General features: G+C 43.4%; 15 protein-coding genes. 7 read left to right on the top strand and 8 right to left on the bottom strand.

What is annotated here, in order from left to right; all coding sequences use genetic code 11:
- Window positions 1–195: 195 nt before the first annotated feature.
- From ACZ5AE_RS02320 to ACZ5AE_RS02305, 4 genes are all read right to left on the bottom strand, one after another.
- Window positions 196–732: a response regulator gene (locus tag ACZ5AE_RS02320; protein ID WP_464569112.1), complete on the bottom strand. Its 537-nt coding sequence runs from the start codon at window positions 730–732 to the stop codon at window positions 196–198.
- Between the two features lie 69 nt (window positions 733–801).
- Window positions 802–1,833: a Delta(5) desaturase DesA gene (gene desA / locus ACZ5AE_RS02315; protein WP_464569110.1), complete on the bottom strand. Its 1,032-nt coding sequence runs from the start codon at window positions 1,831–1,833 to the stop codon at window positions 802–804.
- A 146-nt stretch (window positions 1,834–1,979) separates the two neighbouring features.
- The gene (gene fabF, locus ACZ5AE_RS02310) at window positions 1,980–3,221 is read right to left on the bottom strand and encodes a beta-ketoacyl-ACP synthase II (protein WP_464569108.1); all 1,242 of its coding nucleotides are present in this window, start codon (window positions 3,219–3,221) and stop codon (window positions 1,980–1,982) included.
- 91 nt (window positions 3,222–3,312) lie between these two features.
- Entirely contained in the window at window positions 3,313–5,502 is a 2,190-nt protein-coding gene (locus tag ACZ5AE_RS02305; RefSeq protein WP_464569106.1) for an alpha-galactosidase, read from the bottom strand.
- Window positions 5,503–5,710: 208 nt separating this feature from the next.
- On the opposite strand from ACZ5AE_RS02305, the gene ACZ5AE_RS02300 reads away from it, so the two are divergent.
- Complete coding sequence (locus tag ACZ5AE_RS02300) at window positions 5,711–6,793, top strand: branched-chain amino acid aminotransferase (protein ID WP_464569104.1); 1,083 nt, start codon at window positions 5,711–5,713, stop codon at window positions 6,791–6,793.
- 58 nt (window positions 6,794–6,851) lie between these two features.
- On the opposite strand, the gene ACZ5AE_RS02295 is transcribed toward ACZ5AE_RS02300, so the two are convergent.
- On the bottom strand, window positions 6,852–7,223 hold the full coding sequence (locus tag ACZ5AE_RS02295; protein ID WP_464569102.1) for a hypothetical protein: 372 nt from the start codon (window positions 7,221–7,223) through the stop codon (window positions 6,852–6,854).
- Between the two features lie 243 nt (window positions 7,224–7,466).
- Here ACZ5AE_RS02295 and ACZ5AE_RS02290 point away from each other — a divergent pair, with 243 nt between their 5' ends.
- The 3 genes from ACZ5AE_RS02290 (at window position 7,467) to ACZ5AE_RS02280 (ending at window position 9,501) form a co-directional block, all read left to right on the top strand.
- Window positions 7,467–8,057, top strand: coding sequence for a guanylate kinase (locus tag ACZ5AE_RS02290; RefSeq protein WP_464569100.1), 591 nt, complete (start codon window positions 7,467–7,469; stop codon window positions 8,055–8,057).
- Between the two features lie 288 nt (window positions 8,058–8,345).
- Complete coding sequence (locus ACZ5AE_RS02285; protein WP_464569098.1) at window positions 8,346–9,128, top strand: GNAT family N-acetyltransferase; 783 nt, start codon at window positions 8,346–8,348, stop codon at window positions 9,126–9,128.
- Window positions 9,129–9,306: 178 nt separating this feature from the next.
- Window positions 9,307–9,501, top strand: coding sequence for a hypothetical protein (locus ACZ5AE_RS02280; protein ID WP_464569096.1), 195 nt, complete (start codon window positions 9,307–9,309; stop codon window positions 9,499–9,501).
- Window positions 9,502–9,566: 65 nt separating this feature from the next.
- On the opposite strand, the gene ACZ5AE_RS02275 is transcribed toward ACZ5AE_RS02280, so the two are convergent.
- Both ACZ5AE_RS02275 and ACZ5AE_RS02270 read right to left on the bottom strand, forming a co-directional pair.
- Window positions 9,567–10,379: a VOC family protein gene (locus ACZ5AE_RS02275; RefSeq protein WP_464569094.1), complete on the bottom strand. Its 813-nt coding sequence runs from the start codon at window positions 10,377–10,379 to the stop codon at window positions 9,567–9,569.
- Between the two features lie 349 nt (window positions 10,380–10,728).
- A complete protein-coding gene (locus ACZ5AE_RS02270) occupies window positions 10,729–11,295 on the bottom strand; it encodes an MOSC domain-containing protein (protein ID WP_464569092.1) in 567 nt (188 codons plus the stop codon).
- Between the two features lie 200 nt (window positions 11,296–11,495).
- Here ACZ5AE_RS02270 and ACZ5AE_RS02265 point away from each other — a divergent pair, with 200 nt between their 5' ends.
- From ACZ5AE_RS02265 to ACZ5AE_RS02255, 3 genes are all read left to right on the top strand, one after another.
- On the top strand, window positions 11,496–12,380 hold the full coding sequence (locus ACZ5AE_RS02265) for a hypothetical protein (protein WP_464569090.1): 885 nt from the start codon (window positions 11,496–11,498) through the stop codon (window positions 12,378–12,380).
- Window positions 12,381–12,476: 96 nt separating this feature from the next.
- The gene (locus ACZ5AE_RS02260; protein WP_464569088.1) at window positions 12,477–13,442 is read left to right on the top strand and encodes a LacI family DNA-binding transcriptional regulator; all 966 of its coding nucleotides are present in this window, start codon (window positions 12,477–12,479) and stop codon (window positions 13,440–13,442) included.
- 293 nt (window positions 13,443–13,735) lie between these two features.
- Entirely contained in the window at window positions 13,736–15,025 is a 1,290-nt protein-coding gene (locus tag ACZ5AE_RS02255; RefSeq protein WP_464569086.1) for an NCS2 family permease, read from the top strand.
- 251 nt (window positions 15,026–15,276) lie between these two features.
- Here the strand turns inward: ACZ5AE_RS02255 and ACZ5AE_RS02250 are convergent, their stop codons facing one another.
- The gene (locus ACZ5AE_RS02250) at window positions 15,277–15,735 is read right to left on the bottom strand and encodes a hypothetical protein (protein WP_464569084.1); all 459 of its coding nucleotides are present in this window, start codon (window positions 15,733–15,735) and stop codon (window positions 15,277–15,279) included.
- Between the last annotated feature and the right edge of the window lie 23 nt (window positions 15,736–15,758).

Below are 15,758 nucleotides of genomic sequence, written 5' to 3'. Positions count from 1 at the left end.
ATCTGCATTTCTTGCGGAATGGAATTATCAATCATGGAGCGCAACAGAGCCGAATGCTGGGAGTGCAGGGATAAGAAGACCACTGAGGTATACGCCGAAGAGGAAGATTAGCTGTGCAGTCATGTGACGAAGCCCAATGACTCCCAGCCAAAAATTAAGAGACACCTGACCAATTCGGCAGGTGTCTCTTACTGTTTATCCAGCTGTTAATTTCATTTTTTCTATGATTGCTGAGAAGTAGTTCCGGACCGTCCCCTTTTTGTTCGATGGCTGATTTGTGGTGTCTGTGATTGGGCTTCCATTGAGACAGTTTATCACCTCTGTTTCTAGCCTGCTATCGGGTTCATCCTTTAGTTCCGGAGCGAAAATCCGCTCTCCCTTCATGATGCTGCGAACCGAACCGGCCAGCTCCTCACTCGGGCTGTCCTTCAATAAATAGCCTGTTACACCCGCCTTTAGGGCACTCTGCCAGTAACCTGCTCTTGCAAAAGTGGTTAAAATAATGACCTTACAGCCCGCCGACATTAAAGCTTCAGCAGCCTTAAGGCCTCTCTTCCCAGACATCTCTACATCCAAAATGCAAATATCCGGCTTTAACTGGTTCACGAGTGTCAACGCTTCATCTTCATTGCCGGCCAGCCCTGCCACTTCCATATCCTCTTCCAGGTTAAGCAGGGAACCAATGACTCCTAACAGCATTTCCTGATCCTCTAAGATGACGATTCTAATCATTTTGTTCCCTCCTTGACGGCACCTGCATTTATGCAAAGACTCCCCAAAACGAAACGGGGAGTCAGCCATTTATAGCTCCGGTTTTGCCTGCATGGAAACACTTTTTTTCACTACTGCTTTGGCCTCTTTAAAGCTTACAAAATTTTTCTTATCCTCATCCCATAAGCGGAACCTAAGTGACTTTAAGCTTGTAGCCAGTGTAATGGTTGGAACGTTTTGCAGCGGAAGCGTATTATTGTGCGCCTCTTCCAATTTATAGTTTGGTACCCTTGGGTTTAAATGGTGAACATGATGGAAACCGATATTCCCTGTCAGCCATTGCAAAAGCTTTGGCAGTTTATAGTACGAACTTCCTTCCACTGCAGCCCTCACATACTCCCAGTCCTTGTCTTCTTCAAAATAAGAATCCTCGAAGGTATGCTGGATATAAAACAGCCAAATGCCGGCTGCTCCAGCAATCATGAAAATCGTACCTTGTACAATTAGGAATGCCTGCCACCCAATCGCCCAGCAAAGCAGCCCAGCAAACGCCAGGATAAGAACATTCGTCAGATAGGTGTTATTGCGTTCCTTTTGTTTGGCGCCTCTATGGTTAAATCTATTTTTTAACAAAAATTGATAAATTGGCCCCAATCCAAACAAAACGAATGGATTGCGATACAAACGATAGCCTAAACGAAGCATGAACGGTGCTGCCTTATATTCTTCAACTGTCAGCGTCCAAATATCACCTGTCCCCCGCTTGTCGAGGTTGCCGCTTGTTGCGTGGTGAACCGCATGATCATGCCCCCACTGGTCAAAAGGGAATAGCGTCAAAACCCCCATAAATGTTCCTACGACTCGATTAGCACGTCGGCTTTTCAAGAAGGAATAATGGGTGCAATCATGGAAAATAATGAACATCCTGACCAAAAATCCTGCCGCTAATACAGCCGGTACCAGTGTCAGCCAATAGGAGACTGATAAGCTTTGATAAGCAAGGAACCATAATATTAGAAATGGCACGACTGTATTGATCATTTGCATTACACTTTGCTTTGTTGTGGTTTTTTCAAAAGATGCAACTTGTTTTCGTAATTGTTTCGTGCTCTCTAAGGTCATTTTTCAATTTCCCTTCTTTGTATGTCATTAAACTAAGTATAGGAGATTGAAAATGATCCTGTAAGTAGCATGTGTCATGGACTAGACATGACAAATATCATGAAAAAGCGAGAAATTTGCCTAAACATGTAGAAAAAATCATCTTTTTATTTAATATATTTTTTAAAAACCAATGTTGCATTATGGCCGCCGAATCCGAAGGAGTTGGATAGGACGACTTGAATATCCTTCTGTTTTGCTTTATTTGGAACATAATCTAAATCCAGACCTTCATCTGGTGTTTCGTAATTAATGGTTGGCGGGATGATCCCTTCCTTGATGGAAAGCAGTGAAAAAATAGCCTCAATCGCACCCGTTGCCCCGAGCATATGTCCTGTCATTGATTTGGTCGAGCTTACGGATAGGTTGTAAGCATGGCCGCCAAACACTTCTTTGATGGCCATCGTTTCATACAGGTCATTATAATAAGTAGATGTGCCGTGGGCATTGATATAGTCGACTTGTTCCGGTGAGATTCCGGCATCCTCCAAGGCTGTCTTCATCGCACGCTGGGCCCCTTCTCCATCTGGTGCCGGTGTTGTGATATGATGCGCGTCACCTGAAGCCCCGTACCCTGCAATTTCTCCATAGATGCGGGCACCGCGGGCTAAAGCGTGTTCTAATTCTTCCAATATCACGATGCCAGCACCTTCCCCGATCACAAAGCCATCGCGGTTCTTATCGAAAGGCCGGCTTGCTGTATTCGGATCTGGATTTTTCGAAAGGGCTGTCATATTAGAGAATCCAGCAACCGTCATTTCCGTGATGGTGGCTTCCGTTCCCCCAGCGATCATCATTTCGGCATCGCCCTTTTGAATCACACGGAAAGCATCGCCGATGGAATTGGCGCCGGATGCACACGCTGTTACAGAGCAGTTGTTCATTCCTTTCGCTCCAAGTTCGATGGACACCTGTCCCGCCGCCATATCCGGAATAAACATTGGAATCGTAAAGGGATTAACCCTTCTTTGGCCTTTTTCAATAAATTTCTTATGCTGTTCCTCAAACTCGCCCAGCCCGCCGATGCCTGAACCAATCCATACCCCGACCCGTTCAGGATAAATATCTGTACCAATTTGAATGCCGGCATCCGCTGCAGCCATTTTACTGGCAGCGATCGCAAATTGACTATAACGCCCCATTCTCCTCGCTTCTTTTTTATCCATATAGTTTTCTGGTGCGAAGTCTTTTACTTCCGCTGCAATTTTAATATCGACTTTTTCAGTATCAAACAGGGTCGCCGGACCGATGCCTGAAACTCCGTTTTTAATCTTATCCCATGTCGTCAAGGCGTCATTACCGAGAGGGGTAACCGCTCCAATACCCGTAATTACTACTCTTCTTTTCAACCTACTAACCCCCACTTATTTATTTACTTAATTCATAGGAAATTTCTCATTCCTTCTATTTTACCTAATTCAGAGTGGTTCGCCTAATATTTCAATTTTCCGCGTGAATTTCGAATATCTCTGAGAAAAAATCATTTTTTACGAGCGGCAAGGTTAATCCCATCTTCATCAGTTCATCCCCATAATAGACCTTTTCACCGTTGTTAAGCCGATATTTTCGGTTCGGATTTAACCCCATTAACAGAAGTCGACGGAAGGGCGGATTCGGGGTTGCCATTGTTTGATAATAAAAAACAGCCGCATGCTTCTGATTTTCTTCAACGTACATCCAGGCTGTTCCCAGTCCCTCAAAGGGGCTGAGAAGCCTATACAAATCACCAAAGCTAATTAGACCTTGAATTTTACGATAGAGCTGGATTCCCTTTTGAACAGCTAGCTTTTCTTCCCTGCTTAGCTTGTCGACATTTAATTCAAAACCTAAGTTGGCAGCCATGGCAACAGACAATCTCATTTGAATGGGTGTATTTCGTCCAACTTGGTGGTTCGGTACATCGGAGACGTGGGCTCCCATGGTGATGGCCGGATAGACAATACATGTTCCATATTGGATTTTCAGCCTTTCTACTGCGTCTGTGTTATCACTTGTCCAGGTTTGCGGCATGTAATAGAGCATACCAGGGTCGAAACGGCCGCCCCCGCCTGAGCAGCTTTCAAATAAAATGTGCGGAAAGCGTTCGATTAATTTTTCTAATATTTGATATAAGCCGAGCATGTAACGATGAGAAGTTTCCTTTTGCCGTTCAGGCGGCAGGGCAGCGGATCCAATCTCAGTCATATTTCGGTTCATATCCCATTTTACATAGGAAATTGGTGCACTGTGGAAAAGGTTTGTGAGCGTTTCAACGAGCCAATCGCAAACTTCCTTCCTGGATAGATCGAGAATAAGCTGGTTTCGTGACAGCGTCCGGTTCCGGCCTCTAACATGCAGACACCAATCGGGATGCTTCCGGTACAAATCGCTGTCAGGCGAGATCATTTCCGGTTCAACCCACAGCCCAAACTTCATCCCTTTTGTTTGCACATACTCCCCCAAGCCCTTTAACCCGTTGGGCAGTTTATTCTTGTAGACAGTCCAGTCCCCTAACGAGCTTTTGTCATTGTCTCGGTGTCCGAACCAGCCATCATCGAGGACAAACAGCTCAATTTTAAGCTCTGCCGCCGCATCCGTCAGTTCCTTTAATTTTCTTTCGGAAAAATCAAAACGGGTTGCTTCCCAGTTATTGATAAGAACGGGACGTAATTTGTCGCGATAGGTTCCACGGCACACCCTTGTTCGCAATAGTTTGTGAAAGGTTCGCGACATTCCGCCAAGACCTGCCGATGAATAAACCATTAGGGCCTCCGGGGTTTGAAATGTTTCCCCTGGCTTTAATAGCCAAATGAAATCAAACGGATTGATACCAATCGAGAGCCTCGTTGTTTCGTACGGAGCCACTTCAATAGTTGCTTCAAAATTACCGCTATATACGAGACTAACCCCATAGACCTCTCCCTCCTCTTCGTTGGCACCCTTTGAAAGCAACGCGAAAAAAGGGTTGTGCTGATGGCTGCTGGCCCCTCTCGAGGAGGAAATCGATTGAATCCCATGATGGAGAGGCTGGCGTTCGAGATACCGCTCCCTTGCCCATGTTCCGTGAAGATGGAGACAGTCCCAATCAGAATGGTGAAAGTCCAAGGACATGCTCATACATTTGTGTATTTCCACTGCCTGGGTTCCTAGGTGCTCGAAGGAAACCGATCTGGTGATCACATCGAGGTCCTTGTAAATCGTATAAAAGAGGTTAATTCCTATCCCCAGCTTAAAATCAACCATCGTAAGTCTTAAGGTTTCCGCTTCGGAATCATCCTCGACATAGGCAGAAGGCAGCCCTTCTAGAGATGGCTTTCCTTTAAAAATTTCATGCGAGTCATAAACAAACTCTGTAATCGTTGAACCATCGCTAGTTCTCAGCTGATAAGCAGGGTTCCTAAAATCCCCGTTTCCATACGCGGGATACTCTTGGGGAAGAGTGTCCAGGGAAAATTGTTTGTTTGTTGGTTCCGTCATTGGCGAGAAAGTCCTGCTTTTAAAGGAAAGTATCGAAGCAGGCTGCAATGTGTGAACCCGCTTACCCCAATACAAATGGGCAGGATATTTTCTATGTACAATTTGAAGCAAATAACTTGTCCGGTCATTGTATAAATGAAATATTCCAATCTCTTCAATCCATTCAATTGGCACGACAATCCTCTCCCTTTATACGTCATCCTATTCCATCCTATTTCCTATAACGGTTAAAAATCACTATGAATTCGGCAAAATGGTTAATTCCTCACTTTAATGCAAAAAAGTACCATGGAATACCAAGTTTTCCATACTCAAATTATTGTGTTTTTTCTGAAAAAGTCGTAGTCTCTATATATAAGAGATTTCGAGATGAGGTGCGAAGATGACACAAGAGATTACATTTATTCAACGAGAACAATTAAAGGCTAAGCCTGACCCCGCTTCGCTTGGATTTGGGAAGTATTTCACCGATTACATGTTTGTGATGGATTATCATCTCGATAAGGGCTGGCATAATCCAAGGATTACTCCTTATGAGCCATTGACCCTTGAACCATCATCCATGGTATTCCATTACGGACAGGCGATTTTCGAAGGGCTAAAGGCCTACAAGACTCCAGATGGAGAGGTCCAGCTTTTCCGTCCAGACAAAAATATGAAGCGTCTAAACGACTCCTGCGAGAGACTTTGCATTCCGCAAGTGGATGGGGAGTTCTTATTAAAGGCGATTAAACAGTTGGTGACAATTGAAAAAGATTGGGTTCCGGAAGGTGATGGACAATCGCTTTACATTCGCCCGTTCATTTTTGCATCAGAGGCAGGCCTTGGGGTCCATCCTGCCCATCAATATAAACTTTTGGTCATCACGTCCCCGTCAGGTGCCTATTATGGCGACCAATTGAATCCTGTTAAAATCTACGTAGAAGAGCAGTATGTCCGCGCGGTTCTTGGCGGAGTCGGTCACGTGAAGACTGCCGGCAATTACGCTGCCAGCCTGAAGGCCCAGGAAAAGGCCGAAGCAAACGGCTATGCGCAGATTCTTTGGCTGGATGCAAAGGAAAACAAGTATGTTGAAGAAGTCGGCAGCATGAACATCTTCTTCAAAATAAATGGTGAAGTCGTTACACCTAAGTTAAACGGCAGCATTTTGCCAGGTGTTACCCGTGATTCTGTCATTCAGATTTTAGAACATTGGGGAGAGCCTGTCCGCGAGGAGAGAATTTCAATCGAAGAGGTTTTTGCGGCATATGAGCGTGGAGAACTGGAAGAGGTTTTCGGGGCTGGAACAGCAGCTGTTATCTCTCCTGTAGGCGAATTAACTTGGAACGGCAAAACGATCGTCATAAACGACCGCAAAATTGGGCAAACGTCCCAGCGGCTCTATGATGGCATCACCGGCATTCAACTTGGCAAGCTTGAGGATCCGTTTAACTGGACCGTTAAAGTGAGCGCCGTAGAAGTTTAACCAATAGAAAAGGTGCTTGACCCCCGCCGCGATAACGCACCAGAGGGTCAGGCACCTTTTATTTTACTGACAACTCTCTTATTTTTTCTATCCAATCTTTGAAGCTGCCGAATTCATTGGCATCGAAGCCAAAGTATTCTTTTATGATTTGGATGGTTTCGTTTTCTTTTTCTTGAAAAACCCCATCTGAATAAATCAGTTGCAAGAGTTCTGCTAAAACGATATTTTTGGAGCGTTCAGTTGTAAAAGTTTTTAGAATGTCTTCCATCGGGAGACCTTCGTGACTGTAATCCTCCAGCCCCATTTCCTTTTGAAACTTGCTAAGGATGGAACTTTCAAAAATCGACAAATTCCCATCAATATTGGCAATCATCGCCGCAAGTTCAAGAAATGCCCTTTTCTCCTCAGGCTGAAGTTCTGCTAGAAACATTTATTACATACATCTCCTTATAATCGTATATATTTATATACGTAACATGTCTACAAAAGTTTCATTTTAAACATGCGTTCGTAAAATTGATAAGGATTTTGAACTACCTGGATTTTTTTCCTACAAATCCATACATTCCCATATCATTATCATTTTGCTATAATGATAGTATACCCTATATGCATCCAGAAAAATTCCCTCCAGATAAAGGGTTTTCTTATAAAAATAAAAGGAGGTACCTCGATGTATCGAATCAAAGGGAAAGAAAAAATTTTCGTTTACACAGGTCCTGATGGATCTGGACGAAAAACTATTGCGAAAAACGTCGCTACCGCATTTGACATGGAAACTGTTCTCTCTTACACCACTCGTTCCCCACGGCATTATGAAAAAGACGGCGAAGATTACCACTTCATAAGCGAAGAAACCTTCAAAAATATGCAAGCCCAACAAGTATTTCTCGAAAGTGTCGAGATTGATGGAATCCATTATGGGATCCGTGAACAAGATGTAGTTGAGGCATTTAAAAATCATGATTTCGTTTATTTGACCTTAAATCCCGAAGGCGCTGAAAAGCTGAAAAAAATGTATGGAGATCATGTTGTACGAATTTTTGTGTATGCGGACCGTGATACGGTCATTGAAAGACATAAGAAGCGCCAAGATAGCGAGGAAGTCATCGAACGGCATATGAGCCATTATAACGAAATAATGGGCTATAAAGGCAGCTGTGAACATGCATTTGAAAATTTTGATTCCCCACAGGTCTCTTACCAAGTAAGTGAGCTAATCGAATCCTACCTGGACAGAAATCTCACCGTAACAGATTACTAAACTAATTTGAGGGGTCTATTCCCCGCATAAACTCATTAAAGTATTGGGGCCAGTCCCCGGTGCTTAATGCAGTGATGATAGGCGAACAGTACGCACGGGACTGTTTGCCTATTTGTGTTACTTCATAACACCGGAGTATGGGTCTCCTTCACTGTTTAGGAGTCATAGATTTAGAAGTTACTCCAAAATTGCGGCTTTCCCTGATATCAATACTTTCGTGCATTCCCCTAAAAAACTTGAAAATTACAATTTATACGACTACTCTATTAAAACAAGGAGTGATTTGGCGTGATTAGAAAGCTTACTGAACAGGACCATCAGCAGGTTCTCGCATTTTTAAGTGAGGAACCGTCTATTAATCTATTTATCATTGGGGATATAGAAGCTTTCGGATATTCATCGGAGTTCCAGGAGCTTTGGGCGGAGGTTGATGAACAGAACGCGATTAAAGGAATTCTGCTAAGATATCACCAATCTTTTATTCCGTATGCTAAGGGAGAATTTGATGTGACTGGCTTTGTATCTATTATGAAACAGTATAGCCAGCCTATTTATCTATCCGGTAAGTCTGACATCGTGGAAAAATTCGAAGCTTTTGAGGAACTATCTCTTGGAAAAAAACAAGTAACATTTTTTGCAGAGTGCCTTTCTGACGATTGTCTTGGCGACAATGAGGTTGAGGTTAAAAAGGCGGCCATTGAGGACGTTGATCAAATCATTGAGCTTCGCAGTAGCATTGAGGAATTTCATATTAGAAACGATGCCCGGAAGATGTTAATAAATGCGATGGAATCCAACACAGGAAGAACCTATTATACCTCCCGCCAAGGCGTGATGACTGCTTGTGTTTCAACGACAGCGGAAAATTCCATATCAGCGATGATTGTTGGGGTCTGCACTCGGAATGAAAACCGTCGGCAAGGCCTGGCCACTGCCATTATGGAAAAATTAATCAAGGATGTTCTGGCGGAAGGCAAAACGCTTTGTCTCTTCTATGATAACCCGGCAGCGGGCCGTATTTATAAGCGCCTTGGCTTTAAGGATATCGGGAAGTGGACCATGTATCGCTAAAAGTCTCACAAGAAAAGGAAGGTACCATTTTAATGTCACCTTCCTTTTTCCTATTAATATACTAGTTATAAGCCCTCAATTGTAATGTCCTTCTCTACAGCCACGGACTGCCCACTGCATAAAATTGCCCGCAAGAAAATAAGCTAATATAAGCATCTATATAAAGGGGTTGGAAGCAATGGTCATTTTCAACAAAATCGCCTTATTCTTTGTCATTTTATATTCCGTTTTCACCATCATTAATACCTATTTAGGGGAAACCGAGCGAGCCCAATCCAACGTCATTTACTTCCTAATGAACGGATTTGCCTATATCGTTACCGCACTCGATAAAGAAAAACGGGGTCAGGCTTCAGATGCATTAACTTATTAACGGACTGGATTTTCTAAACTGGTTACAGGTTGGGGACCTGGTCCCCGGCAGGTTAAAGTGTATACCTATTGAAAACTCCAGTACCCGTTTAGCATTTCAAAGATCTGGGTTTGGTTTGTGTTTGATAGGTTTACTATGAATGGGGTTTCCCCTTTCTCTTTTAGCACTTCCGCGGTAATCCCTTCCCCAATAGGTCTGCAAAACAAAAGCTCTGTTCCTGCCAGGGCTATTTTTCTGCATCGGGCATTTAATTCACGGTTGGTAAACTCGGCGCTAATGGGCAGGTTGAGGAGTTTCCCCCAGACTACCAGTGTTTCGTCCAAGTTTTGGACCGCAAAACCAACACTCGCAAACCGGACTGGCCCTGCAGGATGGCGGTCAATAAGGCCTTGCTGGTCAAGTTCTGCCAACCGTTCCTCGTCGGATTTCTCCCATTGAATAAAGAAAGGAAGCCGCAATTCCGACCCAGCAAACTCCGGGAATAGCAGCGACCATTTAATGACCTCGCCGTCACCTCGTACACGCTCTCCTTGAATCGGTCCATAAACTTTGAATCCTTCCTGCTTGAGCTGTTCTGCCAACTTCGCAATTTCGTTTGTGCGGATTGCTATCCTGGCTGGACCTTCCCCATTCCCTTTTGGAAGCTGTTCCACAATGTGCGTAATCAAGCGGTTGGCCTCATGCGTTTCGGCCCACTGCCAATCCTCAATCCCCAAAAACTCTAAGTAACTTAATTCAAAATAGCTTAATGTATTATACGTGCCCCAAGACTCATGGCGGCCGCCAGGTACCACTTTTAAACCTACTCGCTCAAGAGGAGCGATGGCCTCCTCTGGCTTTTTGAAAAACCAAACCAAATGGTCGAAAGATAGTTGCATATGATTTCCCCCTCTTGAAAAATTCATTTCGAGTGTAAATTTAGCTGCCTTTTCCTTACTTAAAGATGGTTATATACCCCCATATGCCTTTTATGAGGACACTTTCACTCGTTTTTTCGCTCGTTGTGTCCTCATAAGCCTTCCATGAGGACACTTTCACTTGTTTTTTCGCTCGTTGTGTCCGCATAAGCCTTCCATGAGGGCACTTTCACTCGATTTTTCACTCGTTGTGTCCTCATGAACCTTTTATGAGGATACTTCCATTAAATTTTTCGAAGTTTTGTACCAAATGAGCATTCATAAGGCATTTCACTCCGTTAATATGCTCGATGAGTCCACATACTGTCGCCTATTGCATTGGATTCATATAATCATTTACCAATATTTGAACCTCTTCACCTTCAGAAATGCCCCCCGGTCTCTCTACTGCACAAACGATTCCCCGCCTTCTGTAACCGACCCGGACAAAACGCGCGGCCAGCTTAGGATGATCTGGAAAATGCTTTTGAATTTCCTCGCCCGGGAAGATGCACGGCAAGTTTTCCCCCATGCAGATCAATCCAGCCCCACTTGGAAACAGAATCCGTGAGCCCAGCGTTAATTTCGTCAATTCCGGAAAGCCTTGCATCAATAGGTTCGCCCCCAGCCATTCCGGCAGAACATGCGGTACCCCTAACTCTTTAGCAATCTCCTTACAGTCTTTCTCTGAAACGACGGTAATCTGCCGGCGGTTCAGAATTTCCGTCCCCCTTGGATACATAGGCTGCCTAGAGTCAGCCGCGCACGTTACCCCGAAGTGACGGTCACCTCTTATACCGCCAAATTCAAGTTGTACCTCCGGAATCCTTCTGGTCACAAACGAACCCGCCTGGTCAGCTATTAATATAGCCTTGATGTTTGCTTTTGCTTTTTCCATATCAAAGTCCCCCCGTAAAAATCCACTAATTCTACTTTACCTTAGGCTGACACTAAATCCAATTTTTACAAACCTCCCATGTTCACACAATTTTTAGATTCTTTTTTTCATAGGTAAGTTATAATACGGATGTCACCCCTAGAATATCTTCTCTAGCCCCTTTCAAAAAAATCCACTAAGAAAGCTGGTTGATTCGTTCTATGAAAAAACAATCTTTATGTCCATGCGGCAGCGGCAAACCTCAGGAGAAATGCTGCGATAATCAGCTGCAATTGAATGTATTTTTACAGCCTTTCGCTAATCCTGAGGAACGGGAAGAATTTTTAACGAACATGGCGATTGGTTCCCAATTTCACTTTCGGCAACGCGGCCACTTTTTCTATTATGGAAAAGACATCCTCTCCTACAAACGTGAACAGCCTGCCAACAAGCTCCGCAATGAATTTCTAGAGGTTTTTTCAAGCTTTATGACCGATACGTTAGAAGATGCATGTCCTCATTCATGGCAAGAATGCGATTCCTCATTCTGGGAAGAATTAATCTTCACTCATTTTCCACATTGTATGAAAATTACGCCACAAGAAAAAGAAACCGAAAAATTCCTGACGCAGTTAAAAAATTTCGTCCGCTGGCTGGATCGAAGGGTTGGCACTTCTTGGTATGGTCTTGTTAACCAATATGCAAATGAGGCCCGCTTCGACCTTAAAACCTGCGAACGCCTGCTGAACAGCCTCTTTATACGCGATTTTCCGCGGCTTCACCACGATGACTTTAATCTCGATTTCGCTATGGAAAAAATCCAGCACAAATTTGATCAGTTTACCGACCGGCGGGACAGCCTTTTCGAAGTAACCAGCAGAATTGAAGATACCATTGTTCTGACTGAATTCAACACAAACCAAACTTATTACATCAAAGGGGTTCCATGCCATTTGGCGAAACCCGGACTGATCATGAGCGGTGCCGTCGGCCGGAAAAAAGGAGAAAAAGCTTGGGATTGGTTTCAAACAGATGGGATTTATCCGAATAGAGCAAGGAAATACATGAGGCTGAACATCCCCGAACAAGAGCCGGCAAATGTTTAAACACGTTCATGCAATAAAGAGCCTCTTCCTTCATTTTGAAGCAGAAAAATATTATACTCTTCCTAATAATAAGATCGATGGAGAGTGTCTGACACCTTGACTAATATCAAAGATTTAGCAAAAATGGCCGGCGTTTCCGTCACGACAGTATCGCGGGTGATCAATAATCACCCTTATGTCAAAGAGGAAAAGCGCAAGGCAGTACTCGATGCCATTAAGCAAAGCAATTACCAGCCAAATATTAATGCGGTTCATTTAAGCATGGGGAAAACCTTCCTTGTCGGTGTGGTGGTTCCATACATTGACCACCCCTATTTTGCTTTATTAATAAAAGGGATCTCCCATGAAGCATTAGCTCACAATTATAATCTCGTTCTTTTTCAATCCAGTTATAAGGAAGAAAGAGAATTAGACGCCTTGCAGATCTTAAAGCAAAAACAAATTGATGCCTTAATCATTTGTTCGAGAGCAAGCAGCTGGCAGTTGATTGAGGAGTATCTACCCTATGGGCCGATTATTTTGTGTGAAGATACTAGAGGAAAAAATGTGCCGTCTACCTTTGTAGATCACTATCAAACCTTTATCTATGCACTGGAATATTTACTTCAAAAAGGGCATAGAAAAGTTGGTTATTCCATCGGGAGAACAACTGGAACGAACAGTAAGTTCAGAGAACTGGCCTATAAAGATTTTCTAAAAAAAAATCATTTGCCATATGACCCTGCTTTCGTATTTAATAACTGTCTTTATTTTGAGGATGGAGAACGAGTCGTGGAAAAGATTATTGAAATGCCGGAACCTCCGACTGCTTTGCTGGTGACAAATGATGATGTCGCAGCCGGAATCGTCACCTGTGCAAGGAATCGGCAAATTTCCATTCCTAATGACCTGGCGCTAATTGGCTTTAATAACCAGCCGATTGCTCAAGTCATGGACATTACGACGATTGAAATCCCGCTTGTTGAAATTGGTATAAATCTATTTCTTCAAGGAATCGAGGAAAATCAGGAAATTTCTTATCAGGAGATTCCTGTTAGATTGATTGAACGCGGTACAGTCTAATCTAAAGCTTGCAGTCAGTTGATACGCTGCACCCATTAATAAAAATTGTATCAATCTCCTTGACCTGAAACGCGTTTCATACGATATTCTAATTTTTGAAATCCTGCAGCACCTAAGCCGGCGTGATTGAATTCTCAAGCGTAACGGCGGGCTGCAGGCAGCTTTGCTGGAAGCAAGCTCCACCCTTGTCATTGGCATTTTCTGTGTTATAATATTTCCCGGCATAAGTTGATTCATAGAATTCTAACTTGATGCGGGCGGGAGAGGGACACACTAGAAAGTGTGATAAGAAAATGAAGGGAGTTTTTAAACTTAGCGAGCACGGAACGAGCTTTAAGAAGGAGATTATTGCGGGAGTTACTGCGTTCTTTTCTATTGTGTATATTATCGCTGTCAATGGAAGTATCCTGCAGGATGCAGGCATACCGCTTGAGGCCGGAATTATCGCAACCGTACTATCTTCACTGATTGGCTGCTTGCTTGTGGCATTTGTTGCCAACGCACCATTAATTATCGTCCCAGGAATGGGGATTAATGCTTTATTCACCTACACAATTGTCGGTACGATGGGGCTGGACTACAAGGAAGCACTGGCAGCCGTTGTCGTGTCAGGCATTCTCTTTGTGATTGTGGCTTTCACGAAATTATCGGGCATCATCACTAGAGCGATTCCGTCATCTTTAAAGGAATCCATTTCAGTCGGAATTGGCTTATTTATTGCTTTTATCGGCCTGCAAAAAAGCGGCTTCATTGTCGGGAATCCCACGAACTTTGTGGCGCTCGGCGATTTGGCGACCCCAATAGTAATGGCATCGATTATTAATCTAATTATCACGTTATTTTTGTTTTTAAAGAAAGTACCGGGGAATTTCCTGATCAGTATTATTTTAGGAACACTGGTGTCTTATCTTTTCGGATTGGTAGACTTTTCGAAACCACACACCAGTTTCATTTCCTTTGCGGACTATAAAAACGTCTTCCTAAGTGCCGACTTTGGAAATATTACCACAATTCCGTTCTGGACAGCGGCTTTTTCACTAGTATTGGTGCTTGTTTTTGAAAATATCGGCCTGCTTCATTCCCAGGTGGATGGAATGCTCAAAACACCCGAAAAGAACGGAAAATCTTTAAAGGCCATTTCCATTTCTACCATTGTTTGTGGACTATTCGGCACAAGCCCATCCGTTTCAACGGTCGAAACAGCGGCAGGAATAACAGCAGGGGGACGAACTGGTTTGACCTCGATTATCACGGGGCTTCTTTTCCTTGCATCGCTTTTCTTCATGCCGTTCATCAAACTGGTTCCAGCAACAGCTATCGCACCTATCCTGATTATTATCGGGGGATTAATGCTGACCAATATCGTGAATATCGATTTCACTGACTTCACGGAAGCCTTTCCGGCATTTCTGGTAATCATCATGATTCCCTTAACCTATAGCATTGTTGATGGAGTTGCCTTCGGGTTTATAGCCTATCCGCTGGTAAAGTTGTTTACCCACAAGAAGCATCAGCTTTCCTTATCAATCTATATTATTTCGATTCTTTTCTTGACGAACTTTTTACTGCACTCAATTGGTTAACAGCAAGTGCGATTAATATACACAAAAAGCAGAATGCCAGCCATCGTCATTCTGCTTTTTTACTCTTATATCCAACTTCTATTAATTTACTCTACAAAACTTTAAAACGGAAAAAAAGGCACCTTTTATTTGAAGTGCCTCTAATAGAAAAAGACGGGTTCTTCAATCTATGTAAGAATGTCACAAAGTCGCAGCTCTTAACCACTATCATTTATCGACAAAACTTACAAGCCTCAAATGTAACGCCGTCATTAACGTTGAGTTACTGACTGGACTGCTGCTGAATAATTTATTGAAGTACGTTGTAGTTGTTGGTGCTGAATCTTGATTCCGCCGGCAAATGTATTATCATATTGAATTCCGGAAGTATGATCCACTTGGTTTTGGACCACATGTGTTGGCTCTTGAGTTGATGTCTGTTGAGCCGTGGTTCCATTAACAGTAGTAGTAGAAGTTGGGCTTGTAAGAGTTAAGTTTGAGTTACTAATCTGAGTGAATGTAGATGGACTACTAACTTTCCCAGCTTGGAATTGATAGCCGGTAACAGAAGCACCTTGTCCATTTGAAGTTTGATTGGAAGCCGCGCTTCCCACACCAAATTTGCTGCTTGCTGGCCCCGATTGATTTGATGCAGCTGAAGCTCCTCCTACTGCAACACTCATAGCTACAACGGAGACTGCCAATAATGAACCAATACCTTTTTTAATCATCTTCTTGCCCCTCTCATGATTAC

The sequence above is a fragment of the Neobacillus sp. S1227 genome (genome assembly GCF_055385255.1).
This window is presented reverse-complemented; position numbering and strand designations above follow the sequence as displayed.